Raw genomic sequence first — 14,681 nt, 5'->3', positions numbered from 1 at the left:
GGCAGTCATGTTCAAAGGCATTTTGATCGACAAAGACGACAGCGGTTATCGCGCCAACCTGCATGAGATCAACGACGAGCAGTTGCCCGAGGGCGATGTGACGGTTCGCGTCGCGTACAGCACGCTGAACTTCAAGGACGGCCTGGCGATCACCGGCAGTAGCCCGGTGGTGCGCAAGTTTCCGATGGTGCCGGGGATCGATCTGGCGGGTACCGTTGAAGTCAGCTCGCACCCGGACTACAAGGTTGGCGATGCGGTTCTGCTCAACGGCTGGGGCGTCGGTGAAAACCACTGGGGCGGTCTGGCGCAAAAAGCGCGATTGAACGGTGACTGGCTGATTCCGCTGCCCAAGGCATTTACCGCCGCGCAAGCCATGGCCATCGGCACAGCCGGTTATACGGCGATGCTGTGCATCATGGCGCTGGAGCGCAACGGCGTGACCCCGCAACAGGGCGAAGTGCTGGTGACGGGGGCCAACGGCGGCGTCGGCAGTTTTGCCATCGCATTGCTGAGCAAGCTGGGCTACCGCGTGGTCGCTTCGACCGGTCGGGTGTCGGAACACGAATACCTGAAACAACTGGGTGCCAGTGAAATCATTGATCGCGCCACCCTGTCCGAACCCGGCAAGCCGCTGGCCAAGGAGCGCTGGGCGGGCGTCATCGATTCGGTCGGCAGCCACACGCTCGCCAATGCCTGTGCCAGCACCCGGGCCGAAGGCACCGTGGCTGCGTGCGGTCTGGCTCAGGGCATGGATTTTCCGGCATCCGTGGCGCCGTTCATTCTGCGTGGCGTGACGCTGGCCGGGATCAATAGCGTGACCCAACCCAAGGCGCGCCGCATCGAGGCTTGGGATCGCTTGGCGAAGGATCTGGATTTTGCCCTGTTGCCGCTGATCAGCCATGAAATCGGCCTTGGCGAAGCTATCGACGCGGCACCGAAGTTGCTGGCGGGGCAGCTCCGGGGGCGGGTTGTCGTTGATGTGAATCGCTGATTACTGTCGGGGTTTGCCTTCACGCTCGAGCAATTCACGCTTGCGCTCCACGCCCCAGCGGTAGCCGCTGAGATTGCCGTCGCTGCGCACCACGCGGTGGCACGGAATGGCCACCGCGAGGCTGTTGGCGCCGCAAGCTTGGGCCACTGCGCGCACGGCTTTTGGTGAACCGATTCGCAGGGCGATGTCCGCGTAGCTGGCGGTGCTGCCGACCGGTATTTCGCACAGCGCCTGCCACACCCGTTCCTGAAATGCTGTGCCGCGCACATCCAGCGGCAAATCCAGTCCGATGGCAGGCGCCTCGATGAAGCCGACGACGCGCGCGATCAGTTGCTCGAACTCGGCATCGGCGCCGATCAGATTTGCCCGGCGAAACTGGTCCTGCAGGTCGCACACCAATTGGTGCGGATCGTCGCCCAGCAGAATCGCGCAGATCCCGCGCTCGCTCTGTGCCACCAGAATGGCGCCGAGCGAGCACTGGCCGACAGCGAAGCGGATGTCGTTGTTCTGGCCGGCAGCCCGGAAGTCGCCGGGTTTCATGCCCAGCACCTGATCGGCCGCCTCGTAGAAACGGCTGTTGGAATTGAAGCCGGCGTCATACAGCGCTTCGGTCACCGAGCCGCCGTCGGCCAGACGCTGACGAACCCGGCGCGAGCGATGCGCGGCGGCATAGCCCTTTGGCGTCAGGCCGGTTGCGGCCTTGAAGACACGATGAAAGTGAAAGGCGCTCAGACCGGCGGTTTCGGCAAGATCGTTGAGCGCCGGCAGGCTGTCCGAAGCCTCGATCTGGCGACAGGCTGCCGCGACAGTGGCGGTATGCTGCGCGGCGACTTCGGTCTGATCCTTGCTCGCCCGTTTGCTGGGGCGATAGCCCGCGGCTTCGGCGTCCTCGGCGGTATCGAAGAACTCGACGTTCTGCGGTTTCGGCAAGCGCGCCAGGCTGCTGGGGCGGCAATAGATGCCGGTGGTTTTCACGGCATAGACAAACTGGCCGTCCGCCCGAGGGTCGCGTGCGACGACAGCGGCCCAGCGTGGATCGTCTTCAGTGTTCAGCGAGGTGGAAAGCGTTTTCATGATGGAGAGTCCGTTGACCTGTTGAATTTCAGGTTAACCAGTGCCACCGGCCGGAACACTCCGACCCTTGCGGTCAAACTTTGCAGGATTATCCGGCGGTGCGAAACGTGAGGTTGAAGCGTTGTTCTCCCAGGCGCGGGTGCCGGCCAGGCTTGATCGGCAGGATGCCGTGATAGCGCAGCCGGTCTACGCCGCCCCAGATCACCATGTCGCCGTGCAGCAGCGAGATTTTCTGGCTCCTGTCGCCGCGTGCGAAACCGCCAAACAGGAACGTTGCCGGCAAGCCCAATGACAAAGAAACGATCGGCGCGTCGTAGGCATTTTCGTCTTTGTCCTGATGCAACGACATCTTCGCGCCTGGGACATAACGATTGATCAGGCAGGAATCCGGCATGAAGTCGGCAAATCCGGCGCGTTTCGCTGCGGCCTGGGCCAGCTCGCGAAACACTTCGGGCATGGCTGGCCAGGGTTGGTGGCTCACGGGATCTTCGGATGAATAGCGGTAGCCGCTCCGATCGGTGATCCAGCCCAGTAAGCCGCAACTGCTGGTGGCCACCGACATGCTGAAGCCCCCGGGCGTCATCATGTGGCGCAACGGGGCGCAGGCGATGATCGATTCCAGGGCCGGCAACAATTGCTCGATTTGCGGCAGGGCAAACCCGCGCAGCACCCAGGACTGCTCGCCGATCTGTTCGGCGCGCCGGGGTTGCTCGGATTCTGTGTCGGCGAACAGATCGAAGGTGGTTTGCATGATCGTCAGGTCGCGTCGTGGAAGATGATGCCCAGAGTATGCCGTGTTCCGCTGTGCAGTCGGCTGACACCGTGGCGCATGGTCACCCGATAGTCGCCGCGCACGCCTTTGACCGGGCGCTGGTTGACGGCAAAGATCAGCGCATCGCCTTTTCTCAGGTCCATTACCAGCGGCCGGGACTGCATTCTCGGACGCTGTTCGGTCATGACGAACTCACCGCCGGTGAAGTCTTCGCCAGGTTCTGACAGAAGAATCGCCACTTGTAGCGGAAAGACATGTTCGCCGTACAGGTCCTGATGCAGACAGTTGTAGTCCTGCGGGCCGTATTGCAGCAAGAGCGGGGTGGGTCGCAGTTGACCGGCGGCGTGGCAGCGCTCGAGAAACTCGCGGTGTTGCTCTGGAAAGCGCGCTGGCAGGCCCATTCGTTCATGCCAGCGGTTGGCCAGTGGCACGAGTCGCGGGTAAAGCGCGCTGCGTAGGCGTTCCACAGCGGGCGGAAGCGGATAGCGCAGGTATTTGTATTCCCCGCGCCCGAAACCGTGGCGAGCCATGATGACCTGGGACCGAAACGGTTCGCTGTGCGGGTAAAGCGCACTCAACCGATCACAGGTGTCCGGGCGCAGCAGCGTGCGGATGACAGCACAACCGTCCTGATCCAGTTGCTGCTCCAGGGCGATCCAGTCGAGCGCATCGAGCGGGGAGGCGGGTGAGGGTGACATGCTGATTCCTTGGCGTACATTCAGGTATCAGTCTGGGTCGTCCACCCGGCCGCAACACTCCGCCGCTTGCGGTCGAATTTCGTCCGGGTCTTACAGGGCCTTGCTGACGCGGATGTCGCTGATCACATCGTCGCTCTGGCCGTGCAGAGCATCCAGTGCAGCTTTGGCTTCTTCCGGCGTGCCATTTTCCAGCTGGGCGAACTCGAAACGGCGCTCACCGTTGAGTTTGTACTTGATCACGTATTTGGTCGTTTGGGCCACGTTGATGCTTACCTGTCTGCGTTGGCGGAACCGCTCAGCTGAGTTTGGAGCTCGAGCGGCGAATGATCTTGATCGAGTGCGTCAAGGTCGGTTTGCGAGTCACGCTGATCGCGCGGCGGTTGACGGTGTCGATGGTGATGTTCCAGAAACCGGTGCTCGGCGCGGTGATACGGGCCGGGAACGTGTCGAAAGCGCCGCCGTGATAGGTGTGACGGCCGCCATTTTTGAAGCTGCGGAAGTTGGCGTCGTTCATCAAGCGGATGTTGCAGGTTTGCGAGCATTGGATGACGACGATGTCGTCTTCGTTGAGGTGCTCGCGCTGGTGAATGAATTTCATGGGCGCCTCCAGAAGGGCTTTTTCTACAAAATCAAAACGATAGCATTGTCGATTGGCGCAGTTTATCAGCCCGGACGGGTTATTATCCGGCCGTCGGGCGCCGCTTTGACAATTAAAAACAGATATTCACGATTTGATGTGGGTTAAATGCAGTGAGCCTCGGAGAAAAACGGCATTCGTGCTGTCGGAGGGTCTTTATTGGAGGTTTTGTATGAAATGGGGTGTGGTGATTCTGCCGTTGGCATTGGCAATGGGTGGTTGCGCAAGCGTTTCGGAAATCAATGAAACGCTGCCAACCATGAACGTCATTTCCGGCAAGAAACCCCATGAATATGCTGAGTGCCTGGCCGAAAAGCTGTCCGACAGCCGGGGTGCCTTGCAGGTCGAGCGACACAAGGATGAGGTTCGGGTCATCGTTCCAGGCAAGCTGGGATCGGGTCCGGCCGCGGTATTTGACATCGAGGATCGCTCCGGCGGCAGCAGCATCAAGCTGCATGAGCGAATGTCCAATGTGCCGCTGCGCCCCTGGGATGTGCGCAAAGCCGCCACGGCCTGTATTTCCGGCTGATAGACTGTCAGCAGTCAGCATTGATGCCGTCACAGCGTTGCTGTGGCGGCATTGTCATTTCTGGAGAGGTGAATGAAGAGAGAGCAGGTGCGGGAGCGACACAAGGAAGGGCTCATTGCGGCGACCCATGTGATCCAGAACCCGGCGAATCCGGGGGAGTGGATCGTGTTTTTCAAGAAGAGCGCCGGCCGCAGTTACTTCCTGGTCGACGATAACGACGAAGTCGAGTCCTTCAACCGGCTCGACGACCTGATCGAGGTCGTGCGCGGGCTGGGGATCAAGTTCGCCGAAATTCATATGTAAGGCTATTTACACACGACCACCACGCTGCGGTTTTTGTAGTTGCCGACGTCGACGCCCAGTGTCTTGTCGTCTTCCTTGGGCGCCGGTGTGCCGTCGGTCCCGACGATGCGGTAGCCGGTTCCGGCGCAGGACGCGTCAGCCTTTTCATAGCAGGTGGCCCAGGAATTGGCTTCACCGGAACAGTCGATGCTCAACCCTTGTTCGCCGTTGTTCAGGTAGGTGGTCTGCGAGGTAGCGCAACCGGCCAGAGCCACGAGCGCAATCAAGGGCAGGAAGTTGATGCAGGGGCGGTTGATCATGGCGATGTCGTCTTCGAGAGGGAGAGGGCTAGACGCTATGACAGCGCCGACATGAAAAGGTTATAGCGATTGGCCAGTTCTTTGTGCGAAGCCCAAAAAAAAGCCCTGCGCGAAGGCAGGGCCGTGATTTGCAGTCGTCGATCAGTCTTGATCCTTGCCGCGACGCTTCGGTGAAGGAGGCGTGTAATCAAGCACCGCGGCCACTTCAATCGCCATCGCTTCAGTGGGCAACGGACCGGACACATCTTCGCCGTTGGCGGCGGTGATTCGCCACTGGCCATCTTTCGCCTTGGCGACGGTGTACCCATTGATGATTTTTGCTGCGGACATCTAGCGGCCTCGTTGGCTGGTTCAAAGGCGTCATGATAACGGTAAATCGGCGAACGGGCGCAGGTCGATGCGGTGTTGCGGCATATTTGGGCTACGCTGAATGCGCAGCCTCCGTGTGCGGATTGAACTATCTGCCAGATTATTTCTCTATGTTGACATCGGTTAGCCAGTGCGGGGCATTGTAAGGTGCACGCCGCCTGATTAGACTGCGCCGAAACTCGTACACACAGCCCTTTCAAGGACTTATATGATCAAGAAATGCTTGTTCCCAGCAGCCGGTTACGGTACTCGCTTCCTCCCAGCGACGAAGGCCATGCCCAAAGAAATGCTGCCGGTGGTAAACAAGCCACTGATCCAGTACGGCGTCGAAGAAGCTCTGGACGCTGGTCTGACTGAAATCTCCATCGTGACCGGCCGTGGCAAGCGCGCCCTGGAAGACCACTTCGACATCAGCTACGAGCTGGAAAACCAGATCAAGGGCACCGACAAGGAAAAATACCTGGTCGGTATCCGCAAGTTGTTGGACGAGTGCTCGTTTTCCTACACTCGTCAGACCGAAATGAAAGGCCTGGGTCACGCGATCCTGACCGGTCGCCCATTGATCGGTGACGAACCGTTCGCTGTGGTGCTGGCGGACGACCTTTGCGTCAACCTCGAAGGCGACGGCGTATTGACCCAGATGGTCAAGCTGTACAAGCAGTTCCGCTGCTCGATCATTGCCATCCAGGAAGTCGATCCGCAGGAAACCAGCAAGTACGGCGTGATTGCTGGCGAAATGATCCGCGACGACATCTATCGCGTACACAGCATGGTCGAGAAGCCAAAGCCGGAAGACGCGCCGTCGAACCTGGCGATCATCGGCCGCTACATCCTGACCCCGGACATCTTCGACCTGATCGAACAGACCGAGCCAGGCAAGGGCGGTGAAATCCAGATCACCGACGCCCTGATGAAACAAGCCCAGAACGGCTGCGTAATGGCCTACAAGTTCAAGGGCAAGCGTTTCGACTGCGGTGGTGCTGAAGGCTACATCGAAGCAACCAACTTCTGCTTCGAGAACTTCTACAAGACTGGCAAGGCTTACTGATAAAGCCTGATCTGCCTGTACGAAAAAGCCACCTTCGGGTGGCTTTTTCATTTTCCGCCCCTATATCGGCAGGAGTGCTTGCCCAACGGACGACGGCGGGTATGCTGATCGCCTGCCGAGGAGATAGAAATGGCCTACGATTTTGACCTTTATGTGATTGGTGCCGGTTCCGGCGGTGTGCGGGCTGCGCGTTTTGCTGCCGGGTTTGGTGCGAAAGTGGCGGTGGCCGAGAGCCGTTATCTGGGTGGTACTTGCGTCAACGTCGGTTGCGTACCGAAAAAACTGTTGGTGTACGGCGCCCACTTTGCCGAAGACTTCGAACAGTCCTCGGGTTTTGGCTGGAGCCTGGGCGAGGCGGATTTCGATTGGGCCACGCTGATTGCCAACAAGGATCGCGAGATCAATCGCCTGAACGGCATTTATCGCAATCTGCTGGTTAATAGCGGTGTGACGCTGCATGAAGCCCACGCGAAAATCGTTGGTCCGCACGAAGTTGAGGTCAACGGCGAGCGCTACACCGCGAAGAATATTCTGATCGCCACCGGTGGCTGGCCGCAGATCCCGGAGATTCCGGGGCATGAGCATGCGATCAGCTCGAACCAGGCGTTCTTCCTCAAAGAACTGCCCAAGCGCGTCCTGGTCGTCGGCGGCGGTTACATCGCCGTCGAATTTGCCGGGATTTTCCATGGCCTGGGCGCCAACACGACGTTGTTGTATCGCGGGGATCTGTTCCTCCGTGGTTTCGACGGTTCGGTGCGTAATCATCTGAAGGAAGAGCTGACCAAGCGCGGTCTGGATCTGCAATTCAATGCCGACATTGCCCGCATCGACAAGCAATCCGACGGCAGCCTGAAGGCCACCCTCAAGGATGGTCGCGTGCTGGAAGCGGATTGTGTGTTCTACGCCACCGGTCGGCGTCCGATGCTGGACAACCTGGGGCTGGAAAATACCGATGTGCAGCTAGACGACAAGGGTTTCATCAAAGTCGACGAGCAATATCAAACCACCGAGCCGTCAATTCTGGCGCTGGGCGATGTCATCGGTCGTGTGCAGTTGACGCCAGTGGCGCTGGCTGAAGGCATGGCAGTGGCACGGCGTCTGTTCAAACCTGAGCAATACCGCCCAGTGGATTACAAGATGATCCCGACAGCAGTGTTCAGTCTGCCGAACATCGGCACCGTCGGCCTGACCGAAGAAGAGGCGCGGGACGCGGGTCATGACGTGGTGATCTACGAAAGCCGCTTCCGGCCGATGAAGCTGACCCTGACTGACTGCCAGGAGCGCACGCTGATGAAGCTGGTGGTCGATGGCAAGTCCGACAAGGTGCTGGGCTGTCACATGGTCGGGCCGGATGCTGGCGAGATCGTGCAAGGTCTGGCAATCGCGTTGAAGGCTGGCGCCACCAAGCGTGACTTCGACGACACCATCGGGGTGCACCCGACGGCGGCCGAAGAATTTGTCACCATGCGTACGCCGGTCGGCGCTTAAGTCTTTTTCGGTTCTGCTGCGTCTGGCGCTGCCGCAACGGTGGTGGCCAGGCGCAGACTGTCTTGCGCCTTGGTCAATTCCTTTTCCAGTGACTGATTGAGCTGCGACTGTTCGTCGACGTTTTGCTTGAGCGTCTGGCTTTCCAGCAACGCCACGCGCAGGCGTTCCTGGAGGAGGGTGCGTTCGCTGTCGACGCGGGACGCTTGCTCCAGCAATTGATCCTGACGCTGATTGCTGTGCTTGAGCTGATCCTGCACCAAGCTCAGTTCACGCACGGTGCCGCGATTTTCGGTCAGCAGGCGCTCGTTGTCGCGGTGCAGCTGGGTGATCTCGTCCTGACGTACCAGCGCACTTTGTTGCGCCTGACGCAACTCCATCTGCAACTGCTGCACCTGGCTTTCGTGACGGCTCTGCTCCTGCTCGCGCTGTTCCTTGATGGCGTTGCGGTAGTGCTCAAGTGCATCGCGGGCGTGCAGGTGTTTTTCTTCCAGCGAGCGGATCTGCTCATCCTTGTCCTGCAAGCGCAATTCAAAATCGGCCAGCGCCTGATTCAGTCCGGCATTGCGAGTCTGCTCGGTCTGCAGCATCGAGCGGGTATCGCTCAAGGCTTCGGATTCCTTGGCCAGCGCGGCGGCCTGAATGTCGTGCTTCTTCTCCAGTTGCGCGTGATCCTGACGAAGCTGATTCAGCTCGTCCTCCAGTGCCTGACGCTGTTGCTCGTACTGCTCGCGCGCCTGATCAATCGGCTCCTGCGCCTGTTCTTTCAGGCGTTGGGCAAGGCGCGTGACGAGTGCCAGCAGCTCGTCATCGATGGGTTCTGCTGAAGGATCGGCCGGTTCGCTGCCGTCATCCAGCTCCTTCAGGTAGCGATGAATCGTGGTTTTGGAACCCGTATTACCCAGCTCGATGCGTACTGCGTCGATGCTGGGGTGTTCGCCACGGGCGAGGATCGCTGTGCGCGCGATCTGAACTACTGCTTTGTTAACGCCGCCACGGGCCATATCTGCTCCTAACATTTCGTACTGTGGTACATGCCACTAAAGTACACAGTGTACCATGTTGAAAATAAAGTGAAACAAGCACCGATAAACGGGCGGGATATACTGGTATTACCCCATGTGAAACCCCTAAAATCCGTTTCCGCACAAACCCTCAGTACGCCACGAGAAAATCAGCCCATGAGCGATATCGATCGCTACCTGCAAGCCGCCACCCGTGACAACACCCGTCGCAGCTATCGTGCGGCCGTCGAGCATTTCGAAACGGTATGGGGTGGGTTCCTGCCCGCGACAGCGGACAGCATCGCGCGGTATCTGGTGGCGCATGCGGGCGTGTTGTCGGTCAACACGCTGAAGTTGCGTCTGTCGGCGCTGGCGCAGTGGCACAACAGTCAGGGCTTCGCCGATCCCACCAAGTCGCCGGTGGTGCGCAAAGTGTTCAAGGGCATTCGCGCCCTGCATCCCGCGCAGGAAAAGCAGGCCGAGCCATTGCAGCTGCGCGACCTTGAACAGACAGTTGCCTGGCTTGAGCAGGAAATGAAAGACGCCCGGGAACAACAGGACCGGCCGCTGCTGCTAAGAGCTTGCCGCGACCGCGCGTTGATCCTGCTGGGCTTCTGGCGTGGCTTTCGCAGCGATGAATTGTGTCGTGTGCAGATCGAGCATGTGCAGGCGCACGCCGGCAGCGGCATCACCCTGTACCTGCCCCGCAGCAAGGGTGATCGGGAAAACCTCGGCCAGACCTATCAGGCTCCGGCGTTGCTCAAGCTATGTCCGGTGCAGGCCTATATCGAATGGATCACTGAAGCGGCGCTGGTACGGGGCCCGGTGTTCCGCGCCGTCGACCGCTGGGGCAATCTGAGCGAGGAGGGCTTGCACGCCAACAGCGTGATTCCGTTGCTGCGCCAGGCCCTGGAGCGCGCCGGGATCTCCGCCGAGCGCTACACCAGCCATTCCCTGCGACGCGGCTTCGCAACATGGGCCCACCAAAGCGGCTGGGATCTCAAATCGTTGATGAGTTACGTGGGCTGGAAGGATATGAAGTCTGCCATGCGCTATGTTGAAGCGAGCCCCTTTCACGGGATGGCCCGGATTACGGATAAGCCGCTGTCGCCGTAGATATCGTTTTCTTCTATTAATACAGTCCGCTAATAGCGAAAACAAATCAGCAGCATCAGGTTTGCCAATGAGCCATCCGTCGAGTGACTGGGTAGGATTCACCCATCGAATTCACAACCCTGACGGAGAGTCATCAATGCCTATCATCAACAGCCAAGTAAAACCGTTCAAAGCTACCGCGTTCAAAAACGGCGACTTCGTACAAGTCTCGGACGCTGACCTGAAAGGCAAATGGTCCGTAGTGTTCTTCTACCCGGCCGACTTCACTTTCGTTTGCCCAACCGAGCTCGAAGACCTGGCTGACAACTACGCCGCCTTCCAGAAACTGGGCGTAGAGATCTACAGCGTTTCGACCGACACCCACTTTGCCCACGCTGCCTGGCACAACACTTCGCCAGCCATCGGCAAAATCCAATACACCATGATCGGCGACCCGACTCAGGTCATCTCCCGCAACTTCGACGTGCTGATCGAAGAAGCTGGTCTGGCTGACCGTGGCACCTTCGTGATCAACCCTGAAGGCCAAATCAAAATCGTTGAACTGAACGATGGCGGCGTTGGCCGTGACGCTTCCGAGCTGCTGCGCAAAATCAAGGCTGCTCAGTACGTCGCTGCTCACCCAGGCGAAGTTTGCCCGGCCAAGTGGAAAGACGGCGAGGCCACTCTGGCTCCGTCCCTGGACCTGGTCGGCAAGATCTAAGTCTGTGACACACGCAATGCAGGGCGGGATTCCGCACCTACTTAAGTAAGCTGCACCGCCCAATAGAAAAGCCCGGGCGAGATTCGCTCGGGCTTTTTTTCGCCTCAAATAAAGTCAGGAGATCGCCCGTATGTTGGACGCCAATCTTAAAGCCCAGTTGAAATCGTACCTGGAACGGGTCACCCAGCCGATCGAGATCGTTGCTTCACTCGACGACGGTGCGAAATCCCGTGAAATGCTCGATCTGCTGAAAGACGTTGCCAGTCTTTCGCACCAAATTACCTTGATCGACAGCGGCGACGATGCACGCAAGCCGTCGTTCTCGATCAACCGCCCGGGTGCCGATATCAGCCTGCGTTTCGCCGGTATCCCGATGGGCCATGAATTCACTTCGTTGGTGCTGGCCCTGCTGCAAGTCGGCGGCCACCCTTCGAAGGCCAGTGTCGAAGTGATCGAACAGATCCGCTCGCTCAAGGGCGACTTCAACTTCGAGACTTACTTCTCGCTGTCCTGCCAGAACTGCCCGGACGTCGTTCAGGCGCTGAACCTGATGGCCGTGCTGAACCCGAACATCCGCCACGTCGCCATCGACGGCGCGCTGTTCCAGGACGAAGTCAATGATCGCAAGATCATGGCCGTGCCGAGCATCTACCTCAACGGCGAAAACTTCGGCCAGGGCCGCATGGGCCTGGAAGAAATCCTCGCCAAACTCGACACCGGCGCCATCGAGCGTCAGGCCGAGAAAATCAGCGCCAAAGAGTCTTTTGATGTGCTGGTAGTCGGCGGTGGCCCGGCGGGTGCTTCCGCGGCGATCTACGCCGCACGTAAAGGCATTCGCACCGGTGTTGCAGCCGAGCGCTTCGGCGGTCAGGTGCTGGACACCATGGCCATCGAGAACTTCATTTCCGTGCAGGAAACCGAAGGCCCGAAACTGGCGACCGCGCTGGAAGAACACGTCAAGCAGTACGACGTCGACATCATGAACCTGCAACGCGCCGACAAGCTGATCCCCGGCAAGAATGGCGAGCTGCATGAAGTCCGCTTTGCCAGCGGCGCGACCCTCAAGGCCAAGAGCGTGATTCTGGCGACCGGTGCACGGTGGCGTGAAATGAACGTGCCGGGCGAGCAGGAGTACCGCAACAAAGGCGTGGCGTACTGCCCGCACTGCGACGGCCCGCTGTTCAAAGGCAAGCGTGTGGCGGTGATTGGCGGCGGTAACTCCGGCGTCGAAGCGGCCATCGACCTGGCGGGTATCGTCTCCCACGTGACCCTGCTGGAGTTCGACGTTCAGCTGCGCGCCGACGCCGTATTGCAACGCAAGCTGCACAGTCTGCCGAACGTCACCGTGATCACCAGTGCGTTGACCACTGAAGTCACCGGCGACGGCCAGAAGGTCAACGGCCTGCGCTACAAGGATCGCAATACTGACGAGCTGCGCACGGTCGAGCTGGAAGGGATCTTCGTGCAGATCGGTCTGCTGCCTAACACTGATTGGCTCAAAGGCACCATCGAGCTGTCGCCGCGCGGCGAGATCATCGTCGACAACCGCGGTGAAACCTCGATCCCCGGCATCTTCGCTGCCGGTGACGTGACCACCGTGCCGTACAAGCAGATCGTGATTGCAGTGGGCGAGGGCGCCAAGGCTTCTCTCAGCGCTTTCGATCACCTGATCCGCACTTCGGCTCCGGCGTAAATCCCGGGCCTGAAAAAGAAAACCCCCATCAGTGATGATGGGGGTTTTTCTTTGCGGGGGTGCTTTCTAGCCAGGTTCAGCTTTACAGCAGTGCCGGCTGGATGATCTCGACCCAGTAGCCATCCGGATCCTTGATGAACGCCAGACTCTTCATGCGGCCATCGGTCAGGCGCTTCTGGAAGTCGCAGCCCAGTTCTTCAAAGCGTGCGCAGGCAGCGACGATGTCCGGTACCGAGATGCAGATGTGGCCGAAGCCACGCGGGTCGGTGTTGCCGTTGTGGTAGGCAAAGTCCGCGTCGTTTTCGGTGCCGTGGTTGTGGGTCAGTTCCAGGATGCCGGGAATCGACTTCATCCACTCGGTGCGGGCAGCGGCGTCGGCCGGGATCTGCGATTTGTCGACCAGGGCGAGGAAGTACAGGCTGAATTCAGCTTCCGGAAAATCACGCTTCTCTACCAGCGAGAAACCCAATACACGGGTGTAGAAGTCCAGCGACTTGGTGATGTCTTTGACGCGCAGCATGGTGTGGTTGAACACGAAGTTGCGGGTTGCGCTGTCCGGGGTGGCGGTGACGCCAGGGAAGGTGTTCAGTTCTTGCAGGCTCATGGGCCCTCCGTAACAAATTGGGGCGAGTGAATGGGCGCAATGATACGCATGCCTGGCAGCATCGCCAAACCGAAAGCGCGGGCTTGCCCTGTGAGCGGGCGGGCCTCAGACTTTACGGCTCAATCCGCGAGTGCCTCTGGTAATGATCCGACCGTTCAAATCGCTGTTCGTTTTCCTGGGTTTTTCCCTGCTTGCTCTGCCTGCCTTTGCCGAGGCGCCGAGCATCACCTGGCCGGCTGGCTGGGAAGTCGAGGCGCTGCCCGAAACCTCCCCTGAAGTCTCCCGTCAGCGCGCGGTAAAGACTGACGCCGATGGCAATCAGGTGATGGTGATGGAGTTGACGATGACCCACGTGGAAAGCGGCCATCAGGTCAACTTGCAGGGCGTGTTGCTGGAGATGCGCAAGTCGGTTCAGAAAGACTTTTTCCAGAGCGGTTATCAGAGTGTCTGCAACAAGGTTCACGCGAGTACGCTGGGCTCGCTGACCGCGCTTGAAACCACTTGTACGGTGACTGAAAACGGCCGCCACGTGTTGTCGCAAACATTGGTTGCAGCGGTCGAAGCGGATAAGGCTTACGTACTTTCGTATGCAGGGCAGGCAGAGGTTTATAAGGCGAGCGGCGACGACATAGTGGCTGCGCGAAACAGCTTGAAATTCTAGTCGTCTGTTCGTGGTCGGCCTTGTGTTAGATACCGGAACTGATTAAACATAAAGTTAATCTCCGGCTAACGGGGCAACATTCGGAAGCATAGTTTCAGTGCGAGAGCGGTTTGAGACTCAACTTTCCCGCCAGAAAAATCGTTGTATTTGTTAAATATTGTCCAAAAAAAAGCCCTGCATATGCAGGGCTTTCATGTTTGCGAGGGATTAACCGCGCAACCAGGAATCAACGGTAGCTGCACCGTATTGTTCCTTCCAGGCCTTCAGGCCGCGATGGTTGCCACCCTTGGTCTCGATCAGCTCGCCGGTGTGCGGGTTCTGATAGACCTTGACCACGCGAGCGCGGCGGGTTTTAGGTGCGGCGGTCGATTGCAGACCGGATTTCGCCGGGTTCGGATCGAGAATGGCGATGATGTCTTTCAGGCCTTTGCCGTAGGTTTTCATCAGCCCCTGGAGCTTTTCTTCGAATTCGATTTCTTTCTTGAGCCCGGCATCGTTCTTCAGCGATTCCAGCTGCTTGAGCTGTTCCTGAAGGGCCTTTTCAGCTGCACGAAATTCAGCGAGTCTGGACAATATCTTTACTCCAATAGTGTGTTTGGCTGATACCAACCGCAAACAAAGCTATAAGCCAAGAGCCTTGAAGCGACTCGGTGATAATGGCTCACCTGCCCATCTTGCAACAGGTAAGAAAAATTGTA

Annotated in this window: 19 protein-coding genes; 9 read left to right on the top strand and 10 right to left on the bottom strand. The window is 58.9% G+C overall.

Going from position 1 to position 14,681, the window contains the following annotated elements:
- The first annotated feature begins 7 nt into the window (after positions 1 to 7).
- Positions 8 to 991, top strand: coding sequence for an MDR family oxidoreductase (locus EIY71_RS01975; protein ID WP_134020252.1), 984 nt, complete (start codon positions 8 to 10; stop codon positions 989 to 991).
- On the opposite strand, the gene ada is transcribed toward EIY71_RS01975, so the two are convergent.
- From ada to EIY71_RS01955, 5 genes are all read right to left on the bottom strand, one after another.
- Positions 992 to 2,065 carry a bifunctional DNA-binding transcriptional regulator/O6-methylguanine-DNA methyltransferase Ada gene (ada, locus tag EIY71_RS01970; protein ID WP_134020249.1) on the bottom strand — a complete coding sequence of 358 codons (1,074 nt, stop codon included), beginning with the start codon at positions 2,063 to 2,065 and terminating at the stop codon, positions 992 to 994.
- An 88-nt stretch (positions 2,066 to 2,153) separates the two neighbouring features.
- Positions 2,154 to 2,816, bottom strand: a complete 663-nt coding sequence (gene alkB, locus EIY71_RS01965) for a DNA oxidative demethylase AlkB (RefSeq protein ID WP_372239277.1) — start codon at positions 2,814 to 2,816, stop codon at positions 2,154 to 2,156.
- Positions 2,817 to 2,821: 5 nt separating this feature from the next.
- Positions 2,822 to 3,535, bottom strand: coding sequence for a 2OG-Fe(II) oxygenase (locus EIY71_RS01960; RefSeq protein ID WP_102688030.1), 714 nt, complete (start codon positions 3,533 to 3,535; stop codon positions 2,822 to 2,824).
- Positions 3,536 to 3,625: 90 nt separating this feature from the next.
- A complete protein-coding gene (locus tag EIY71_RS28510; protein ID WP_166673412.1) occupies positions 3,626 to 3,796 on the bottom strand; it encodes a hypothetical protein in 171 nt (56 codons plus the stop codon).
- Between the two features lie 34 nt (positions 3,797 to 3,830).
- Positions 3,831 to 4,133 carry a DUF1883 domain-containing protein gene (locus EIY71_RS01955; RefSeq protein ID WP_007958929.1) on the bottom strand — a complete coding sequence of 101 codons (303 nt, stop codon included), beginning with the start codon at positions 4,131 to 4,133 and terminating at the stop codon, positions 3,831 to 3,833.
- 211 nt (positions 4,134 to 4,344) lie between these two features.
- Between EIY71_RS01955 and EIY71_RS01950 the strand changes: the two genes are divergently transcribed.
- The gene (locus EIY71_RS01950) at positions 4,345 to 4,701 is read left to right on the top strand and encodes a hypothetical protein (protein WP_085745535.1); all 357 of its coding nucleotides are present in this window, start codon (positions 4,345 to 4,347) and stop codon (positions 4,699 to 4,701) included.
- 72 nt (positions 4,702 to 4,773) lie between these two features.
- Positions 4,774 to 5,004: a hypothetical protein gene (locus tag EIY71_RS01945; protein WP_011334337.1), complete on the top strand. Its 231-nt coding sequence runs from the start codon at positions 4,774 to 4,776 to the stop codon at positions 5,002 to 5,004.
- Between the two features lie 2 nt (positions 5,005 to 5,006).
- On the opposite strand, the gene EIY71_RS01940 is transcribed toward EIY71_RS01945, so the two are convergent.
- Both EIY71_RS01940 and EIY71_RS01935 read right to left on the bottom strand, forming a co-directional pair.
- Entirely contained in the window at positions 5,007 to 5,303 is a 297-nt protein-coding gene (locus EIY71_RS01940) for a hypothetical protein (RefSeq protein ID WP_085745536.1), read from the bottom strand.
- Between the two features lie 141 nt (positions 5,304 to 5,444).
- On the bottom strand, positions 5,445 to 5,633 hold the full coding sequence (locus EIY71_RS01935) for a hypothetical protein (RefSeq protein ID WP_134020243.1): 189 nt from the start codon (positions 5,631 to 5,633) through the stop codon (positions 5,445 to 5,447).
- A gap of 247 nt (positions 5,634 to 5,880) precedes the next feature.
- On the opposite strand from EIY71_RS01935, the gene galU reads away from it, so the two are divergent.
- Together galU and gorA are read left to right on the top strand one after the other, a co-directional pair.
- Positions 5,881 to 6,720, top strand: coding sequence for a UTP--glucose-1-phosphate uridylyltransferase GalU (gene galU, locus EIY71_RS01930; RefSeq protein ID WP_007912230.1), 840 nt, complete (start codon positions 5,881 to 5,883; stop codon positions 6,718 to 6,720).
- Positions 6,721 to 6,849: 129 nt separating this feature from the next.
- Positions 6,850 to 8,208: a glutathione-disulfide reductase gene (gorA, locus tag EIY71_RS01925; RefSeq protein WP_134020240.1), complete on the top strand. Its 1,359-nt coding sequence runs from the start codon at positions 6,850 to 6,852 to the stop codon at positions 8,206 to 8,208.
- On the opposite strand, the gene EIY71_RS01920 is transcribed toward gorA, so the two are convergent.
- Positions 8,205 to 9,209, bottom strand: coding sequence for a DNA-binding protein (locus EIY71_RS01920; RefSeq protein WP_102688033.1), 1,005 nt, complete (start codon positions 9,207 to 9,209; stop codon positions 8,205 to 8,207). The two genes, gorA and EIY71_RS01920, sit on opposite strands and share 4 nt — an antisense overlap.
- 177 nt (positions 9,210 to 9,386) lie before the next feature.
- On the opposite strand from EIY71_RS01920, the gene EIY71_RS01915 reads away from it, so the two are divergent.
- The 3 genes from EIY71_RS01915 (at position 9,387) to ahpF (ending at position 12,718) form a co-directional block, all read left to right on the top strand.
- Complete coding sequence (locus EIY71_RS01915) at positions 9,387 to 10,325, top strand: site-specific integrase (RefSeq protein WP_129973257.1); 939 nt, start codon at positions 9,387 to 9,389, stop codon at positions 10,323 to 10,325.
- A gap of 136 nt (positions 10,326 to 10,461) precedes the next feature.
- Positions 10,462 to 11,025 (top strand): alkyl hydroperoxide reductase subunit C, encoded by a 564-nt coding sequence (gene ahpC, locus EIY71_RS01910; RefSeq protein WP_134020237.1) that lies wholly within the window; start codon positions 10,462 to 10,464, stop codon positions 11,023 to 11,025.
- 130 nt (positions 11,026 to 11,155) lie between these two features.
- Complete coding sequence (gene ahpF, locus EIY71_RS01905; protein WP_102688035.1) at positions 11,156 to 12,718, top strand: alkyl hydroperoxide reductase subunit F; 1,563 nt, start codon at positions 11,156 to 11,158, stop codon at positions 12,716 to 12,718.
- An 82-nt stretch (positions 12,719 to 12,800) separates the two neighbouring features.
- On the opposite strand, the gene gloA is transcribed toward ahpF, so the two are convergent.
- A complete protein-coding gene (gene gloA, locus EIY71_RS01900; RefSeq protein ID WP_134020234.1) occupies positions 12,801 to 13,322 on the bottom strand; it encodes a lactoylglutathione lyase in 522 nt (173 codons plus the stop codon).
- 142 nt (positions 13,323 to 13,464) lie between these two features.
- On the opposite strand from gloA, the gene EIY71_RS01895 reads away from it, so the two are divergent.
- Positions 13,465 to 13,983, top strand: a complete 519-nt coding sequence (locus EIY71_RS01895) for a DUF4946 domain-containing protein (protein ID WP_102688036.1) — start codon at positions 13,465 to 13,467, stop codon at positions 13,981 to 13,983.
- A gap of 207 nt (positions 13,984 to 14,190) precedes the next feature.
- Here the strand turns inward: EIY71_RS01895 and EIY71_RS01890 are convergent, their stop codons facing one another.
- Positions 14,191 to 14,556, bottom strand: a complete 366-nt coding sequence (locus EIY71_RS01890) for a histone-like nucleoid-structuring protein, MvaT/MvaU family (RefSeq protein ID WP_011334329.1) — start codon at positions 14,554 to 14,556, stop codon at positions 14,191 to 14,193.
- Between the last annotated feature and the right edge of the window lie 125 nt (positions 14,557 to 14,681).

The organism is Pseudomonas sp. CH235 (assembly GCF_004368175.1).
Classification (GTDB): domain Bacteria; phylum Pseudomonadota; class Gammaproteobacteria; order Pseudomonadales; family Pseudomonadaceae; genus Aquipseudomonas; species Aquipseudomonas paraglycinae.
Note: the sequence above shows the minus strand (reverse complement) of the source record. Positions and strands in the feature narration are given on the sequence as shown.